The organism is Staphylococcus sp. FSL W8-1207, from assembly GCF_038003745.1.
In the GTDB taxonomy this organism is placed as follows: domain Bacteria; phylum Bacillota; class Bacilli; order Staphylococcales; family Staphylococcaceae; genus Staphylococcus; species Staphylococcus equorum.
In genome coordinates this window covers 1,476,091-1,492,867 of sequence record NZ_JBBOPU010000001.1, presented here as the reverse complement: position 1 = coordinate 1,492,867, position 16,777 = coordinate 1,476,091, and the positions used below count along the sequence as shown (strand labels likewise).

At 32.3% G+C, this 16,777-nt stretch carries 17 protein-coding genes and 1 riboswitch; of the genes, 11 read left to right on the top strand and 6 right to left on the bottom strand.

The genetic code is table 11. The annotated features are described in order from the left end of the window. Window positions 1-2 precede the first annotated feature (2 nt). Both NSR03_RS07455 and graF read right to left on the bottom strand, forming a co-directional pair. Complete coding sequence (locus NSR03_RS07455; protein ID WP_002508020.1) at window positions 3-578, bottom strand: ECF transporter S component; 576 nt, start codon at window positions 576-578, stop codon at window positions 3-5. Between the two features lie 87 nt (window positions 579-665). Further along, window positions 666-767: riboswitch (TPP riboswitch) on the bottom strand. A gap of 301 nt (window positions 768-1,068) precedes the next feature. After that, window positions 1,069-1,203, bottom strand: a complete 135-nt coding sequence (gene graF / locus NSR03_RS07450) for a glycopeptide resistance-associated protein GraF (RefSeq protein ID WP_002508019.1) — start codon at window positions 1,201-1,203, stop codon at window positions 1,069-1,071. A 256-nt stretch (window positions 1,204-1,459) separates the two neighbouring features. Between graF and auxA the strand changes: the two genes are divergently transcribed. The 5 genes from auxA (at window position 1,460) to ptsP (ending at window position 6,872) form a co-directional block, all read left to right on the top strand. Then, on the top strand, window positions 1,460-2,761 hold the full coding sequence (auxA, locus tag NSR03_RS07445) for a lipoteichoic acid stability factor AuxA (RefSeq protein ID WP_002508018.1): 1,302 nt from the start codon (window positions 1,460-1,462) through the stop codon (window positions 2,759-2,761). A 194-nt stretch (window positions 2,762-2,955) separates the two neighbouring features. Next, entirely contained in the window at window positions 2,956-4,125 is a 1,170-nt protein-coding gene (locus NSR03_RS07440; RefSeq protein ID WP_002508017.1) for a class I SAM-dependent rRNA methyltransferase, read from the top strand. A 57-nt stretch (window positions 4,126-4,182) separates the two neighbouring features. Then, window positions 4,183-4,725 (top strand): hypothetical protein, encoded by a 543-nt coding sequence (locus NSR03_RS07435; protein WP_021338646.1) that lies wholly within the window; start codon window positions 4,183-4,185, stop codon window positions 4,723-4,725. Window positions 4,726-4,888: 163 nt separating this feature from the next. Next, window positions 4,889-5,155: a phosphocarrier protein HPr gene (locus NSR03_RS07430; protein WP_002508015.1), complete on the top strand. Its 267-nt coding sequence runs from the start codon at window positions 4,889-4,891 to the stop codon at window positions 5,153-5,155. Between the two features lies 1 nt (window position 5,156). Next, the gene (gene ptsP, locus NSR03_RS07425) at window positions 5,157-6,872 is read left to right on the top strand and encodes a phosphoenolpyruvate--protein phosphotransferase (protein ID WP_002508014.1); all 1,716 of its coding nucleotides are present in this window, start codon (window positions 5,157-5,159) and stop codon (window positions 6,870-6,872) included. A gap of 214 nt (window positions 6,873-7,086) precedes the next feature. Here ptsP and NSR03_RS07420 read toward each other — a convergent pair whose 3' ends face one another. After that, on the bottom strand, window positions 7,087-7,317 hold the full coding sequence (locus tag NSR03_RS07420; protein ID WP_002508013.1) for a glutaredoxin family protein: 231 nt from the start codon (window positions 7,315-7,317) through the stop codon (window positions 7,087-7,089). 202 nt (window positions 7,318-7,519) lie between these two features. Here NSR03_RS07420 and NSR03_RS07415 point away from each other — a divergent pair, with 202 nt between their 5' ends. The 3 genes from NSR03_RS07415 (at window position 7,520) to NSR03_RS07405 (ending at window position 10,646) form a co-directional block, all read left to right on the top strand. Further along, on the top strand, window positions 7,520-8,872 hold the full coding sequence (locus NSR03_RS07415; protein WP_002508012.1) for a cytochrome ubiquinol oxidase subunit I: 1,353 nt from the start codon (window positions 7,520-7,522) through the stop codon (window positions 8,870-8,872). Further along, the gene (locus NSR03_RS07410; RefSeq protein ID WP_021338647.1) at window positions 8,872-9,888 is read left to right on the top strand and encodes a cytochrome d ubiquinol oxidase subunit II; all 1,017 of its coding nucleotides are present in this window, start codon (window positions 8,872-8,874) and stop codon (window positions 9,886-9,888) included. Before NSR03_RS07415 ends, NSR03_RS07410 begins: the two co-directional genes overlap by 1 nt. A gap of 98 nt (window positions 9,889-9,986) precedes the next feature. Then, window positions 9,987-10,646, top strand: a complete 660-nt coding sequence (locus NSR03_RS07405; RefSeq protein WP_002508010.1) for a potassium channel family protein — start codon at window positions 9,987-9,989, stop codon at window positions 10,644-10,646. Window positions 10,647-11,206: 560 nt separating this feature from the next. Here NSR03_RS07405 and rnjA read toward each other — a convergent pair. Continuing rightward, window positions 11,207-13,063: a ribonuclease J1 gene (rnjA, locus tag NSR03_RS07400; RefSeq protein ID WP_021338648.1), complete on the bottom strand. Its 1,857-nt coding sequence runs from the start codon at window positions 13,061-13,063 to the stop codon at window positions 11,207-11,209. Then, window positions 13,063-13,278: a DNA-dependent RNA polymerase subunit epsilon gene (locus NSR03_RS07395; protein WP_002508008.1), complete on the bottom strand. Its 216-nt coding sequence runs from the start codon at window positions 13,276-13,278 to the stop codon at window positions 13,063-13,065. Before NSR03_RS07395 ends, rnjA begins: the two co-directional genes overlap by 1 nt. A gap of 483 nt (window positions 13,279-13,761) precedes the next feature. On the opposite strand from NSR03_RS07395, the gene NSR03_RS07390 reads away from it, so the two are divergent. Beyond that, window positions 13,762-14,034, top strand: coding sequence for a hypothetical protein (locus tag NSR03_RS07390; RefSeq protein WP_021338649.1), 273 nt, complete (start codon window positions 13,762-13,764; stop codon window positions 14,032-14,034). Window positions 14,035-14,094: 60 nt separating this feature from the next. On the opposite strand, the gene def is transcribed toward NSR03_RS07390, so the two are convergent. Next, a complete protein-coding gene (def, locus tag NSR03_RS07385) occupies window positions 14,095-14,646 on the bottom strand; it encodes a peptide deformylase (protein ID WP_021338650.1) in 552 nt (183 codons plus the stop codon). A 126-nt stretch (window positions 14,647-14,772) separates the two neighbouring features. Here def and NSR03_RS07380 point away from each other — a divergent pair, with 126 nt between their 5' ends. Together NSR03_RS07380 and pdhA are read left to right on the top strand one after the other, a co-directional pair. After that, window positions 14,773-15,399 carry a YkyA family protein gene (locus NSR03_RS07380; protein WP_021338651.1) on the top strand — a complete coding sequence of 209 codons (627 nt, stop codon included), beginning with the start codon at window positions 14,773-14,775 and terminating at the stop codon, window positions 15,397-15,399. Window positions 15,400-15,663: 264 nt separating this feature from the next. Further along, window positions 15,664-16,776 (top strand): pyruvate dehydrogenase (acetyl-transferring) E1 component subunit alpha, encoded by a 1,113-nt coding sequence (pdhA, locus tag NSR03_RS07375; protein WP_021338652.1) that lies wholly within the window; start codon window positions 15,664-15,666, stop codon window positions 16,774-16,776. Window position 16,777: the final 1 nt, after the last annotated feature.

The window sequence follows — 16,777 nt, the reverse complement described above, 5'->3', positions numbered from 1 at the left end:
CCTTATAAATTGTCATAATCGCTCTGAGTTGCAGGTCTGAATAATTTAGTGACACCGGTTTGATCTAAGGCTTTTACAATATAGTAAGATAAAAGTCCAGCCACAACAATTCCACTTATAAGTCGAAATACGATATATAGCATAAGGTTCCAACCAGCTATTTCACCGAGATAACCGTAAGCAAAATCCAAGGGTAAAGTAGATACTGAGGCTAAGAAACCGGCCAACATTGCAACCATTGCTGAGCGAGATTTATATCTGAAAAGTGCAAAGATAAGTTCACATGCTAAACCTTGTATTAAAGCATAAATCATTGTAGCGATATCAAAACGGCCCATAACGATGGTTTCGCCGGCACCTGCAGCAAATTCAGCTAAAATAGCAATGCCTGCTTTAGGAATAATAAGATAAGCTACTATAGCTGCCATAAACCAAGCGCCGTAAGTTAGTTCTTCAAAATGTAGACCTGTAACTTGTAACGCTTTATAGACAAAATTCCAAATATTATAAATGACAGCGAAAACTACTGCTATTAATACAGTTACCAGTATCTCAGAAAGTTTTAATCCTTTGGACATATATATACTCCTCCTATATAAAAAAACGCACAACCTTCTAGAAAGGTGCGCGTTAAATACAGGCATACGGATACCATTTTTTTATAAAAGTATCGCAGTACACTTTCCTACGCTAGTTTAATCTAGATCAGGTTCAAAGGGTTTGAGGGTATACCTCATCTCAGTCACTAAACACCCCTAGTGCGAATGATTATTTAATTTAACTCTAATGTATGATTTTTAATCACTTCTGTCAAGGTTGTAAATGAAATTAATCAAAAATATTATGTATTCAAAATATATTGAGCCTTTCACTATATAAAACACTGTAAATGATTTAAGTTAGACGAAAGGTGAGGGAAGATGACATAAAACTAAAAAAGAGAGCGAAACAGTAATCAAAAATTGACTCTGTAATCTCGCTCCCACAAAGTAGAATAGCTATCAGATAACTACTACTAGTATAATAATTAAGTCTGATACGTTTATATACGTCTAATTTACGCTTTAATTAATCAAATGTATCTTGAATATTTTTTTGCGTTTCTTCGCTATTTTCTTCAGACGAATCTTTTTCATCTTTTAATTTATCTTCAGTTTCTTTAGCTTTTTCAGCTGCTTTTTTATTTAATTCTTCTTTACTCATAAACAAAACACTCCTTCATGTTTTAATCATCTATACAATATAAATACCACGAAGAAAAAGAGGTAAACAAAAGTACTTAAAAAAATGAAGGATAAAACTGTAAAATTAAAAGTAATATTAAATAAATTGTTTAGAGTAAAGGTATATGTGGAAATTTGACTATACAACTAATTTATATCATACTATAGACTTATTTATTGAAATTATTAAAGACAAGAGCTAAATGTTAATATATAATAACTTTGAGGTGAATGGTATGTCTTTTATGAAGAAACACGCTGAGATATTATATAGTTATATTATAGGCATCGTTTCGCTTTTCACAGGTCTCATCATTTTAATTAATTTACCAATGATCCATAAATTAAATGGCAAAGGTAAAATTGATTTACACATTCATAATGTATGGGATTTTATAAACGCATTTTTTGCTGAAATAATTAGGGTAATGAGCAATTACATAGGGGATTTTCCAGTAGTTAGCGCCATTTTAATAATTATATTTGGCATTGGATTAATTATGCTAGGAATTACTTTATTTAGAACAACACGATATGACTACGATATTTCAATATTCTTTTTAGTTATTGGTATTCTATTCTTTATCATAACGCTAATTTTAATGACCCAAGTTTATAGTTTTTTCGCTATTATTTTCGTAATACCATTTGTAATTCACATTGGTTATATCGTTTATAAAGATGAGTTAAATATAGAGCATAGAAAATATCATTATTTATGGATTATTTTCAGTTATGGGTTTAGTTATTTGATAACACAATTGGTGTTATATGGAAGAATCGAAAGTGATGAAATTATACCAATCGACATCTTAAGTGTTAACACATTTTTCATAATTATGTGGCTACTGGGACAAATGTCAATTTGGAATTTCTTATTCTTAAGAAGATCATTGCCATTAACAAAACAGGAATTAGGCGAAGAAGAACCAGAATTATCAAGAACGAGTAAGGACACTGTAACGAACCAAACGATAGAACGTTGGAAGACTTTACAAGACAAAACGACAGAATTCACACGTAAAACTCGCAGAAGTGTAGATATTCAGAAAGTAAGAGATAAGAAAGATAAATTTATTGAAAAATGGAAGAACATTATTGATATACAAGAAGATGATGTTCCAAATTGGATGAAGAAACCGAAATGGATTAAACCGAGTTATGTAGAATTATTTTGTGGTGCTGTTTTATTATTCTTCACATTAATTGAATTTAATAATAGAAATTCATTATTCGTTTCTGGTAATTGGGAGATTGGCCAAACACAATATGTTATTGAATGGATAACGTTGTTCATCTTAATGATCATCATCATTATTTATATTTTAACGACATTGACGAATTATTTGAAAGGCCGATTTTATTATTTACAATTATTTATGGTAAGTTTATTGTTCTTTAAATTATTCACTGAATTTATGAATATAATGGTTCATGGGCTATTACTTTCAATTTTCATTACACCGATTCTAGTTATGATGTTAATTGCAATTGTGGTAGCGTTTATAATTAAATTGCGAGAACCTTCTAGAGATTAAGAACTTAATACTGTTGTTTGACGAACCTATCTTCCAATTGGTTGGAAGATAGGTTTTTTTATTAAAAAAGATAAATACTTAGTCAAAACGTTTGAGCTAAATGAATATTAATGATGTTACGATGTACTTGAAATGATAAAATAAGTAAGCGACAGATAAATATAAAAAAATAGTAGAAAGGCTGACATAATTTTATGAAAACTGCCACATTAAATAGAGGTAAAGAAACAAAATATTTAAATGAATATCCATTGGTAAGCGAAGATGATATTTACGCACACGATCACTTACACGAAGGAGATTTATTTCAATTATTAAATGATAAAGACCAGTATATTGCAACAGCATATGTTGGACGTCAGCATAAAGGCATCGGTTGGGTATTGAGTTACTCGCGTGATGAAATTGTTAACACACAATTTTTTGAAAGATTATTTGATATTGCGAAAAAAGAACGTGAATATTTTTATAATGTAGAGGGCACAAATGCATTTAGAGTATTTAACGGAGAAGGTGATGGTGTTGGTGGTCTTACAATCGACAATTACAACGGTCATTACTTAGTTCAATGGTATTCTAAAGGTATTTATAAGTTCCGTTATAATATTTTGAGTGCGCTGAAAGCAATATTTGGTTATACGTCAATTTTTGAAAAGTTACGTTTTAAAGATGCTAATGTAGAAGGTGGCTTCGTTGACGGAGATGCACCGGAATTCCCAATTGTCATCGAAGAAAACTTTACATTTTATAATGTGCATTTAAATGATGGGCCAATGACGGGCATCTTTTTAGATCAAAGAGAAGTAAGAAAGAAATTAAAAGACCAATACGCGCAAGATAAAAATTTATTGAATTTATTCAGTTATACAGGGGCATTCTCAGTTGTAGCTGCAGAAAATGCAGAGATGACAACAAGCGTTGATTTAGCTAACCGTTCTCGAGCGCTTACTGAAAGTAATTTCGGTTTAAATTCTATTGACCCAGCGTCACAATACATTTATGTTATGGATACTTTTAATTTCTATAATTATGCTCGTCGTCATGATTTCTTCTACGATACGATTGTTATCGATCCGCCAAGTTTTGCGAGAAATAAGAAAAAAACATTTTCTGTATTAAAAGACTACGATAAATTAATTGTTGGTGCACTCGATATACTTGGACCTGAAGGTACATTGCTATTATGTACAAATAATAGTACGTTTTCACTAAAAGCTTTTAAAAATGTAGTTACAGAAACATTAACTAAAGAAGAAGTGGACTTTGAAATTATTGATGTCATGGGCTTGCCAAAAGATTTTAAGACGCATGCACACTATAAACCTTCAAAATATTTAAAAGCGATTTTTGTAAAAATACAGTAAAGTGTGAAAAAACGGGTATTATTCTTAGTGTATAGAATTTACTAAGGAGTGAACATAATGAGTTTTAAAAATAAAATCACAAATAACGTTACACAAAAAGTAGGAAATAAAGTCTTAAATATAGAAGATATAAATAATAAAGGTAGCATACCAACAACACATAGTGAAATTGAAGAACGTCGCCAACGTGCAGAGGCTTTAGTAAGAAAAAAATCAATGCTATCATCTGGGGTAAGTGTAGTACCTATTCCTGGTTTAGGCTTCAGTGTAGATATTAAACTTATGAAAGATATAATTGAGGACGTAAATAAAATTTATGGTCTTGATCATAAACAAGTTAATACCATGGGAGATGACATGAAAGAGCGTGTGCTAACTACTGCGGCAATTCAAGGCAGCCAATTTATTGGTAAAAAAGTATCAAGTGCTATTCTCAAAGTAGTTATTCGTGATGTAGCGAAACGTACTGCAGCAAAACAAACGAAATGGTTCCCGGTAGTAGGTCAAGCAATCACTGCTTCTATAAGTTATTATTTCATGAAAAAAATAGGTAATGATCATATTCAAAAATGTGAAAAAGTTGCTAAATCACTTGTGTAAAACTACAGCGTTTTCACAAATTGTTAAATAAACGCTGAATATTGTCATGTCATGGGTGCAAGGAATTGAATTTATATATATAATTTGGTAATCTTATTATATAAAACTTTGTTAGGTTTTATAAAAAACTAACGATTCTAACTATACGAAGGAGAAATAAATTATGGAACAAAAATCATATGTAATTATCGATGAAACAGGTATTCACGCTCGTCCAGCGACAATGCTTGTTCAAACTGCCTCAAAATTTGATTCAGATATTCAATTAGAATATAACGGTAAAAAAGTTAACTTGAAATCAATCATGGGTGTTATGAGTTTAGGTGTAGGTAAAGATGCTGAAATCACTATCTACGCTGATGGTAGCGACGAAACAGACGCAATCGAAGCAATCACTGAGATTTTATCTAAAGAAGGATTAACTAAATAATATGACTAACTATATAAATGGCATTGCTGCATCTGATGGTGTAGCTATTGCTAAAGCATATTTATTAGTTGAACCAGATCTTTCATATAATAGTGAAAAGATTACAGATATCGACGCTGAAATTGCTAAGTTCAATGACGCCATCGAAACATCTAAAGTTGAGTTAACAAAAATAAGAAATAATGCTGAAAAAAATCTAGGTGCTGATAAAGCAGCGATTTTTGATGCTCATTTATTAGTTTTAGATGATCCAGAGTTAATTCAACCGATTGAAGACAAGATTAAAAATGACCAAGTTAACGCACCAACTGCATTATCTGAAGTAACTGGACAATTCATTACTATATTTGAAAATATGGATAATGAATACATGAAAGAACGTGCTGCTGATATCCGTGACGTTTCTAAACGTGTGTTAGCACATATTTTAGGTGTAGAGTTACCAAATCCTAGTATCATTGATGAAAGCGTTGTTATAATTGGAAACGATTTAACGCCTTCAGATACTGCTCAGTTAAATAAAGAATTCGTACAAGGCTTTGTAACAAATATTGGTGGAAGAACATCACACTCAGCAATTATGAGCCGTTCTTTAGAAATACCTGCGGTTGTAGGTACAAAATCTATTACTGAAGACGTTAAACAAGGCGATATGATTATCGTTGACGGATTAACAGGCGAAGTAATTATTGATCCTACAGATGATGAAGTAATCGCTTATGAAAATAAGCGTGAACGTTTCTTCGAAGATAAAAAGGAATTACAAAAATTACGCAATGAAGAAACAAAAACAATTGATGGTAAACATGCTGAATTAGCTGCAAACATCGGTACACCTAATGATTTAACAGGTGTTATTGAAAATGGTGCAGAAGGTATTGGTTTATATCGTACGGAATTTTTATATATGGGTAGAGATGAAATGCCTACTGAGGATGAACAATTCGAAGCTTATAAAAAAGTTCTAGAAACGATGGAAGATAAACGTGTTGTTGTACGTACATTAGATATCGGTGGCGATAAAGAGTTACCATATCTAAATTTACCTGAAGAAATGAATCCATTCTTAGGTTATCGTGCGATTCGTTTATGTTTAGACCAACCTGATATTTTTAGACCACAACTTCGTGCATTATTACGTGCATCTGTTTACGGTAAATTAAATATCATGTTCCCAATGGTTGCAACAATCAATGAGTTCCGTGATGCTAAAGCATTATTACTTGAAGAAAAAGAAAACTTAAAACAAGAAGGTACAGATGTTTCTGATGATATTGAATTAGGTATCATGGTTGAAATTCCTTCAACTGCTGCATTAGCAGATGTCTTCGCAAAAGAAGTTGATTTCTTCAGTATAGGAACAAATGATTTAATTCAATATACAATGGCGGCTGACCGCATGTCTGAACGCGTTTCTTACTTGTATCAACCATACAATCCTTCAATTTTACGTTTAGTAAAACAAGTGATCGAAGCATCACATAAAGAAGGTAAATGGACTGGTATGTGTGGCGAAATGGCAGGCGACGAAATCGCTATTCCATTATTATTAGGCTTAGGATTAGATGAATTTTCAATGAGTGCTACATCAGTGCTTAAAGCCCGTCGTCAAATCAAAGGTTTAAGCCAAAATGAAATGGAAGAATTGTCACAAAGAGCAATTAATTGTGCAACTTCTGAAGAAGTACAAGAACTAGTTGAGCAATATGCTAAATAATAATTGAACATTTGAGTTCGAAAAAAGCTGATAGACCATTTATAGTGGGGCTATCAGCTTTTTTATTTTGCTATAAATTCAAAAAAATTAGAATTAACGTAATAAGTCATTTCATGTTGTTAAACAGTAACTTTGTAATAACACTAAAAATCATATAGTTTAGAAAGTGAAAGATTTACTAATTCAAATGTAGAATGGCTACATTGCTTGATAACTATTCTATATTTAAAGTGTGGTTGATTTTATCAATGTCAATTTGGTACATTGGCTCATTATTCAACAAGATAAAAGGTGTAGCGAAAGCATCATAGTCTATCATTTCATTTCTATATTGGGAATTTGAGATGTTTTTTTCGCTATATGAGACGCCTTTATCTGACAAATAGTTTTTTATGAAAGTACAAGGTGGGCATTCATTTTGCGTATAAATTATTATTTTATCCATTAAAACTCGTCCTTCCTATTTTAAATTCGATATACTTTAATATAAGAAACTTTTTAAATTATTACAAATCTTTGACTTACATGCAAGTGGTCATTAATTTGTCACTATATTTTGAACGCAACTTATTTCAATACAACGTAAAGCAGTTTATAATGAATGAACGTTGTGATTTTTGTCACAAATAAATAAAAAAGGTGATATTATGGATTCAGTTGAATTAGCCCGTTTTTTAACTGCGATGACACTCGCGGTTCATATCATATTCGCAACGATTGGTGTGGGCGTGCCATTAATGTTTGCTGTTGCTGAATTTTTAGGTATAAAAAGAAATGATCCAAAATATATAACATTAGCCAAAAGATGGTCTAAAGGATATACCATTACGGTAGCTGTTGGTGTTGTGACAGGAACAATTATTGGACTGCAATTATCACTATTATGGCCAACCTTTATGCAAATGGGCGGTCATGTTATTGCATTACCATTATTTATGGAAACATTTGCTTTCTTCTTTGAAGCAATTTTCTTAAGTATTTATTTATATACATGGGATAGATTTAAGAGTAAATGGACTCATTTCCTTATTAGTATTCCTGTCATTATAGGTGGTACATTCTCAGCATTCTTCATTACAGCGGTCAATTCATTTATGAATACACCAGCTGGCTTTGAAATGAAGGATGGGAAAATGGTTAACGTCCAACCTTGGGCAGCAATGTTTAACGAATCATTCTTAATTAGATCATTCCACGTTGTTGCTACAGCACTTATGACGATGGCATTTGTACTTGCTGCAATTGCTGCATTTAAATTATTGAAAAATAAATTCAAAAAAGACACAGAATATCATAAAAAAGCATTGAAACTAACGATGATTCTTGGCGTAGTATTTACTTTAGGTTCTATGTTAGCTGGAGATTTATCAGCTAAGTTTCTACATCAAGAGCAACCAGAAAAACTTGCTGCTTATGAATGGCACTTTGAAACAGAGTCCAATGCAGATTTAATATTCTTTGGTAGTTTAGATGAAGAAACACAAGAAGTATCCGGTGCCATAAAAATACCTGGCATACTCAGTTTCTTGGCTGATAATAATACAGACACAGAAGTAAAAGGATTAAATGAGTTTCCAGAAGAACTGCATCCACCGATGATTGTACACTATTACTTTGATATTATGGTTTCTATGGGTGTATTCTGCTTGATTATATCAGGTGCGTTTATATTAACACTTATATTTAAGAAGTTACGCAAATTCACTTATTCAAAACCAATGTTGTATGGTGCATTGTTAACTGGACCAGCAGCAATGATTGCAATAGAAGCTGGGTGGTTCTTAACTGAACAAGGTCGTCAACCATGGTTGGTTCGTGGCTACCTTAAAGTAGCTGATGCTGCAACTCAAGCAGGTGGTTTAACACTCGTGACAATATTATTCGGTATCTTATATATAATATTAATCGTGACTACCGCATATGTATTAATTCGGATGTTCAGTAATAAACCAGCATATAAAGATGTAGAAGAAAATACACCAGAAAGAGGTGATGAGTAATGATATTTGCTTATATAGGTATTACAGTACTTGGAATATTCTTATTCTCTTATATTATTATCGCCTCTATTGATTTTGGTGCTGGGTTCTTTACACTTCACGCAAAAGTGACTAAACAAGATAAACAAATTAACCATTTAATAGGTCGTTATTTAAATCCTGTGTGGGAAGTAACAAACGTATTCTTTGTATTCTTTTTCGTTGGCATCGTAGGTTTTTTCCCTGATGCAGCGAAATACTTTGGTACCGTACTACTCGTACCAGCTTCAATTGCATTAATATTACTAACAATTAGAGGTAGTTTTTACGCATTTGAAAATTATGGACCTGATTCAAAACTCATTTGGTTAGCAATGTACGGCTTGTCAGGATTGTTTATTCCAGCTGCGCTTGCTACAACGCTAACAATATCAGAAGGGGGCTTTATTACAGGTTCAGGTGATAATATAGATTTGAACTGGCTTGAATTAGCCTTGAGTCCTTATTCATGGTCTGTCGTATTCTTAGCCGTTATATCAGTGCTATATATTTCTTCAGGCTTCCTTACGTACTATGCTTCAAAAGCTAAAGATAAACCAGCATATGATTTATTAAGATATTGGTTCTTGTTCTGGGGACCGCCGATGATCGCAATTTCATTATTCGTATTTGTATCGTTAAGACTACAAAACGAAGCGCATTTCTTAAGCGCAGTAACTGATTATTGGTGGATGTTCCTACTAAGCTTTATAAGCTTTATAGGTGTCATGGTACTTACATTAATAAAAAAATGGCACGGATTTGCATTCATCCTTGTTATACTACAAATGGCATTTGCATTTTTCGGATATGGCGCCAGCAAAATGCCATACATCTTATACCCATATGTTCGTATAGATGAAGGTGTCGTTAATAGTAACATGGCCATTGCTTTAATTATTGCATTTGTTTTAGGTTTACTTTTACTCATTCCATCGTTAATATTATTATTAAGATTATTTGTTTTCGACAAAGATTATGTTGAAGGAAAAAAATAAATAAATTTTTTAAAATGAGGTAATGATAGTTATTCATTCGCTTGCTTAGGCTGATGAGTAGCTATCTTATCCGTGATTTTTTAAATTGGAGGACGCATATGGACAAAGAGTATGTGGTTATCGGCTTAGGTCGATTCGGTGGCAGTATAGTAAGAGAACTTAATGCATTAGATATGGATGTTATGGCAATTGATATGAATGAAGCACGTGTAAATGAATATAGTGATATTGCCACACATGCTGTCATTGCTGATACAACAGATGAAGCTGTTATGAAAAGTTTAGGCATCAGAAATTTTGATCACGTTATCGTAGCAATAGGTGAGAATATACAATCAAGTACATTAACAACGCTAATTTTAAAAGAGTTAGGTGTTAAGAAAGTAACAGCTAAAGCGCAAAATGATTATCACGCAAAAATTTTGAATAAAATTGGTGCGGATACAGTTGTCCATCCAGAAAGAGATATGGGAAGAAGAATCGCTCACAATGTCGCAAGTGCAAGTGTGTTAGATTATTTAGAACTTGCAGATGAACATTCAATTGTAGAGATTAAAGCGAGCGAAAAAATGGCTGGCCAAACCATTATAGAATTAGATATTCGAGCACAATTCGGGATAAGTATTATTGCTATAAAAAGAGGTAAAGAAATTTTAGTTTCTCCTGATCCTAATATTAGTATTGAAATCGGTGATATATTAATTATGATAGGGCATGATAATGACTTAAATCGTTTTGAGAAAAAAGTAGTTCGCTAACAATGTAATATTGAAGAAGTCTCCAAAATTGGAGGCTTCTTTTTATTATTTCGATTATTATATTGGCAGTGTCAGTGGCTGACTGAACTGAAAATGCGCTTTTATCAATCTTTTAAAGAAATACTACTTCATTTATGAAGGAAAGTGGTTCTTATGCAAGAGTTGAAGTTTTTGTATTCCATTTTCTAGTTAACTTTGCTGGGCTGGGACGACGAAATCTTGTTAGAAAAATTAGATTTCTGTCTCACTCCCACCAGATGAACTGTTTGAATGCTTAAAAATACAATTGAATGAATATGAAAATAACATCGATATAACAGCTAAAGAAATAAACAAGTATTCAACTTTAATAAAGATTATTAGTTCAAAACCACATAAAAATACTATTAATTAAACGAGGTGTGTTAATAAATGGTAAAAGGGTTAAAAAGTGCTATGTTAAGCAGTAGAAATTATGGAATTGCTTTTATGTAGTAAAATGTTCAGTTTTTATGAAATAGATTAGTCATAGCAAAACAGTCCACACATTGTTTTGACAATGTGTGGACTGTTTATAAGACCTATGATTCAGATGATTGATTTGTTTCATCTTTTTTAGGTTTAGGTTTTGGATTGTTATTGTTATTGTTTTTTTTCTTGTTTTGATTGTTAGGTTTTGGATTTTTTGCTGGTGCTTTCGTGTTGTTGTTTTTAGGTTTGTCATTTTTAGGGCTAGGTTTCTTAGCAAATGATTGGTTGTTATCTTCATTTACTTTCATAATGACTGGTAAGATCATTGGTTTACGTGCAGTCTTTTCAAATAGATAAGGCTGTAACGTTTCAATGATTGACGATTTAATTTGATGCCATTGAATCTCTGGGTTTTGATTTAATTTTGAAATAACATCCGTTTTGATTCTACGTTGTGCATCATAAATCAATTGTCCAGATTCACGCATGTATACAAAACCACGTGAGATAATATCAGGTCCAGAAAGTAGTTTGTTTGTTTTGAAGTCTATACTTACAACAACAATCACTAAACCTTCTTCTGATAATAGTTTACGATCACGAATAACTACATTACCGATATCACCAATACCACTACCATCAACTAATACATTACCTGATGGTATTCTACCAGCTTTTCTAGCAGAATCATGTGTCAGTGCTAAGACATCACCTATATCAAAAATAAATACATTATCTGGTTCAACGCCACACTCAACACCTGATTGACCATGCGCTTTTAGCATACGGTATTCACCATGGATTGGTAAAAAGAACTTAGGACGTAACAGACGTAACATTAACTGTTGATCGCCTTTAGAACCGTGACCAGAAGTATGAATATTAGATACTTTATTATGAATAACTTCTGCACCGGCACGATAAAGTGAATTTATTGTGCGATTAATACTTTTCGTATTACCTGGAATAGGTGAAGAACTAAATACAACTGTATCTTCAGGGATGATTTTAATTTGTTTATGCGTACCGTTGGCAATTCTAGATAATGCTGCCATTGGTTCACCTTGAGAACCTGTACATAGAATCAATAATTCATGCTTAGGCACGGTATTAATTTTATTTGGTTCAACAAACGTTTCTGGTGGTGCTTTGATATAGCCTAATTCCATACCAATCTTAATGTTGTTTTCCATTGAACGACCAAATGTAACAATTTTACGGTTGTGTTTAATTGCAGCTTCAACTGCTTGTTGAACACGATAGATGTTTGATGCAAATGTGGCGAATATGATTCGTCCATTACAATCATGGAATATCTTTTCAACATTTTGGCCGACTTCACGTTCACTTAAAGTAAAATCTGGTACAAGTGAATTGGTAGAGTCAGAAAGCAAACAAAGGACGCCTTCTTCACCTAATTTTGCCATTTTAGCTATATTTGCTGGTTCACCAACTGGTGTGAAATCAAATTTGAAGTCACCCGTATGAACAATATTTCCTTCTGGCGTATTAACGATAACACCATATGCTTCTGGAATACTGTGTGTAGTTAAATAGAATGAAACTTCAAAATGTTTAGATTTGATGACACTACTTTCATCAATTTCAATAAGTTTTGCAGTTCTTAATAAATGATGTTCTTCTAATTTATTTCTGATTAAACCTAAAGCTAATGGTCCACCATATATAGGCACATTAATTTGCTTTAATAGGTAGGGCACACCACCTATATGGTCCTCATGTCCGTGAGTGATAAACAGACCAACAATTTTATCTTGGTTCTGCTCTAAATAAGTAATATCAGGAATGACATAGTCAATACCTAATAAATTATCATCAGGGAATTTGATACCTGCATCGATAATAACGATTTCGTCCTGATACTCAACGGCATAAGTATTTTTACCAATTTCGCCTAAGCCACCAAGAGCATAAACCGCAACTTCATTTTTATGAATTTGTTTCATTATTCAGCTTGCTCCACATTGAAGTGATCTGATTGTTTTTCATATTCTAAATGTGCGCCCTCTAATTTAGTAATAAATTCAATGTTAAAATTACGATCTTTTAAATATCTTCTTACTTGTTCTTCTGTTTGTCCTTCAACGTAAATTGTTTGTGTGTGTTCACGTACAATTACTTCTTCTTTGGTTTTTTGAAAAAACACTTTAAATACTGCCATTTTATATATTTCCTCCTAAAATCATGTTTGATTTTTAATTTTTTATATTAAAACCCTAGTAATATAAAAGTTTGAAGTACCCATTGGTTATTTGAAATTAACTGCACTTCTAATTATGCATGGACACTAATACTGTATATAAATAGAACATACTAGTTTTTTGCTTAGTATGTTTCTAGGGAGATCTTCAGTTCGTTCGTTTAGAAAACTACAAACACTATGATTCATATGTTTTCAGTTATTTCTCATTTTACATGATGTAGTAGAATAAATAAAGCAGTTTTATCTTTAGTACCTCTTTTAATAAGTACAAATAATTTCATTTTTATTATAATTAATATTTAATCTGCAAAATCAAATCTTTAGTTATGTAAAAAAGCTGCAAAAAATTATCATAAAACTTGAGTGCACGTTGAAAGTTAATTATGATGAAAGGGAGTTATTATTAATTATAGAAATGATAGATGGGTAAGGGTGATAGAAATGGATCGAGTAAAAAGAATTATAGAAGATGTTAAACGAGAAAAAAAACGACACGATAAAATATTTCAAGATATCACTTTTGAAATCCGTACAGAACAAGTAATCATGTTTTTTAATTATAATGAAATAATTGATACTGTAAATGGCGATCAAAATTACGTCAAACATAATCATGATCCAGAATTTATAGACATTAAAGAATTAAACGACTTAAAGACAGAACTTAAAAAATTAGATATACCATTTACTGAACGTAGAGATGACTTTATGTAAAAAATGCCGTTAGCTAATGAGAAATTCTCAAAGTGCTAACGGCATTTTATTTTTAATAGATTAAACTTCTACTGCATCTTCATGTGGTGTAAGTGGATTATTTGGATCAATATGATCATAAAACATTACACCATTAATATGGTCTATCTCATGTTGAACGACAACAGCTGGATAACCTTTTAAACGTAATTTTACGTCATTACCATCTATATCTGTTGCTTTTACTGTGATTCGATATTTACGGTGAACGAGTCCTGGAATGTTTTCATCTACACTTAGACAACCTTCGCCAGTTGGTAAATATGCTTCTTGAACACTGTGGCTCATGATTTTAGGGTTAACTAATGCTAAATCATAACTTTTGCCATCACCGTCATCTGGTAAATAGACTGCTATCATTTTTTTTGCAATATTAATTTGTGGAGCAGCAAGGCCTACTCCTGAGCGAAGTCCATACTTATTAGCTGTTTCTTCATCTTGACTATTAATTAGAAATTCGCGCATAGATTTTAAAGTTTCACGATCTTCGTCAGAAAGCGGTATTGTTACATCTTTTGCTTTTTCACGAAGTGTTGGGTGACCATCTCGGATAATATCTTTCATTGTTATCATTTTGTTCATACACCTTCCTTAATATAAAATATACCAAAGTTTAACGCTTAAAATACAGTGATACATTTGATTTCTTATAAAATATTATATAATATAACACACAAATAAAGGAGGATTTCTCAAAAAATGAAATTAAAGTATAGCATCGGTGCGATACTCGCTTCTACAATGTTAGTAGCGGGGTGTACAACAGACAAAGGTGAAATAGAAGATTATAACGAAAAAGTACAAAAAGCATTTGATGAAGAGAAACCTGTGTCTTCAGTAGGGAAGAAGTTAAATAGTCTTGAACAAGACAAGCAAAAATTAGTAGAGAAAATTAATGGTAAAGACCAAGCAGAAGTGAAGGATACTTCGAAAAAAGTCGTGGACAATGTTGAAGAAAGAGAAAAAACATTTAAAAAAGAAGAAGAAGCTATAGATAACTCAGAAAAAGAATTTGAAAAAGCTGAAAAGCATGTCGATAATATAAGTGATGATGATAAGAAAAAAGAAGTGACACAATTGAATCAAGCGCTTAAAGATAAATACAAAGCACATGATGAATATGCCAAAGCATATAAAAACATTTTGAATAAGGAAAAAGATATGTTTGGCTATACTTCAGGTGATCAAGTGAATCAAGAACAAATAGACAAAAAAGCAGAAGCAGTTTCGAAAGCATATAAAAACATGAATAAAGCATTTGAAAAATACTCAGATGCAATGAATAAAGTGAACAAAGAAAAAGAAGATGTAGATAACCTTTCTTAAATTATAAAGCGGTAAATTTGAATTTTAAATTGCTACGTTATAGCATAAGTTATGAGGGCGCTTACAATTTTAAGGGAATTACTTTATAGCGACTTAGTTTTTAAATAGTACAGCGCCATGAAAAACAGTGGTACAGATTAAAAACTGTACTTGTCGTAAGTATTACAGAACTTTTTCAAATTATTTAACAGTGTAACAGTTTTGTGGTACAATATTGAAGGATAAAATAAGTTTCTATTATACGGGAAAGGTATGGTGAATTGAATGGCTCCGAAATTGAAAGCCCAATTCGATGCAGAGAAAGTATTGAAAGATACTGAATCTCAATTTGAAATGATCCAAATTTTGGATGAAGATGGTAACATCGTTAATGAAGATCTAGTACCAGATTTATCAGACGAGCAATTAGTTGAATTAATGGAGAGAATGGTTTGGACACGTATTCTTGATCAACGTTCTATTTCATTAAACAGACAAGGGAGATTAGGTTTCTACGCTCCGACAGCAGGACAAGAAGCTTCACAATTAGCTTCACAATATGCTTTAGAACAAGAAGATTTTATATTACCAGGTTACCGTGATGTTCCACAATTAATCTGGCAAGGTTTACCTTTAACTGAAGCCTTCTTATTCTCAAGAGGTCACTTTAAAGGAAACCAAATGCCTGAAGGCGTTAATGCATTAAGCCCACAAATTATTATCGGTGCTCAGTATGTTCAAACTGCTGGTGTAGCGCTTGGTATTAAAAAACGTGGTAAAAGTGCTGTAGCAATTACTTATACTGGTGATGGTGGTTCTTCACAAGGTGATTTCTATGAAGGTATTAACTTTGCTTCTGCATATAAAGCACCTGCAATTTTCGTTATACAAAACAACAACTATGCGATTTCAACACCACGTAGTAAGCAAACTGCTGCTATTACATTAGCTCAAAAAGCTATTGCAGTTGGTATCCCAGGTATTCAAGTTGATGGTATGGATGCTTTAGCAGTATACCAAGCAACTAAAGAAGCGCGTGATCGTGCTGTTAATGGTGAAGGTCCAACTTTAATTGAAACAATCACTTATCGTTATGGTCCACATACTATGGCTGGAGATGACCCAACGAAATACAGAACATCTGATGAAGATTCTGAATGGGAGAAAAAGGATCCATTAGTTCGTTTCAGAAAATATCTTGAAAATAAAGGTCTATGGACTGGCGATAAAGAAAATGAAGTTATCGACCGTGCAAAAGCTGAAATTAAAGTTGCTATTAAAGAAGCAGACAATACTGAAAAACAAAAAGTTACTGACTTGATGGAAAATATGTATGAAGAAATGCCTCAAAATTTAGCAGAGCAATATGAAATCTATAAAGAGAAGGAGTCGAAGTAAC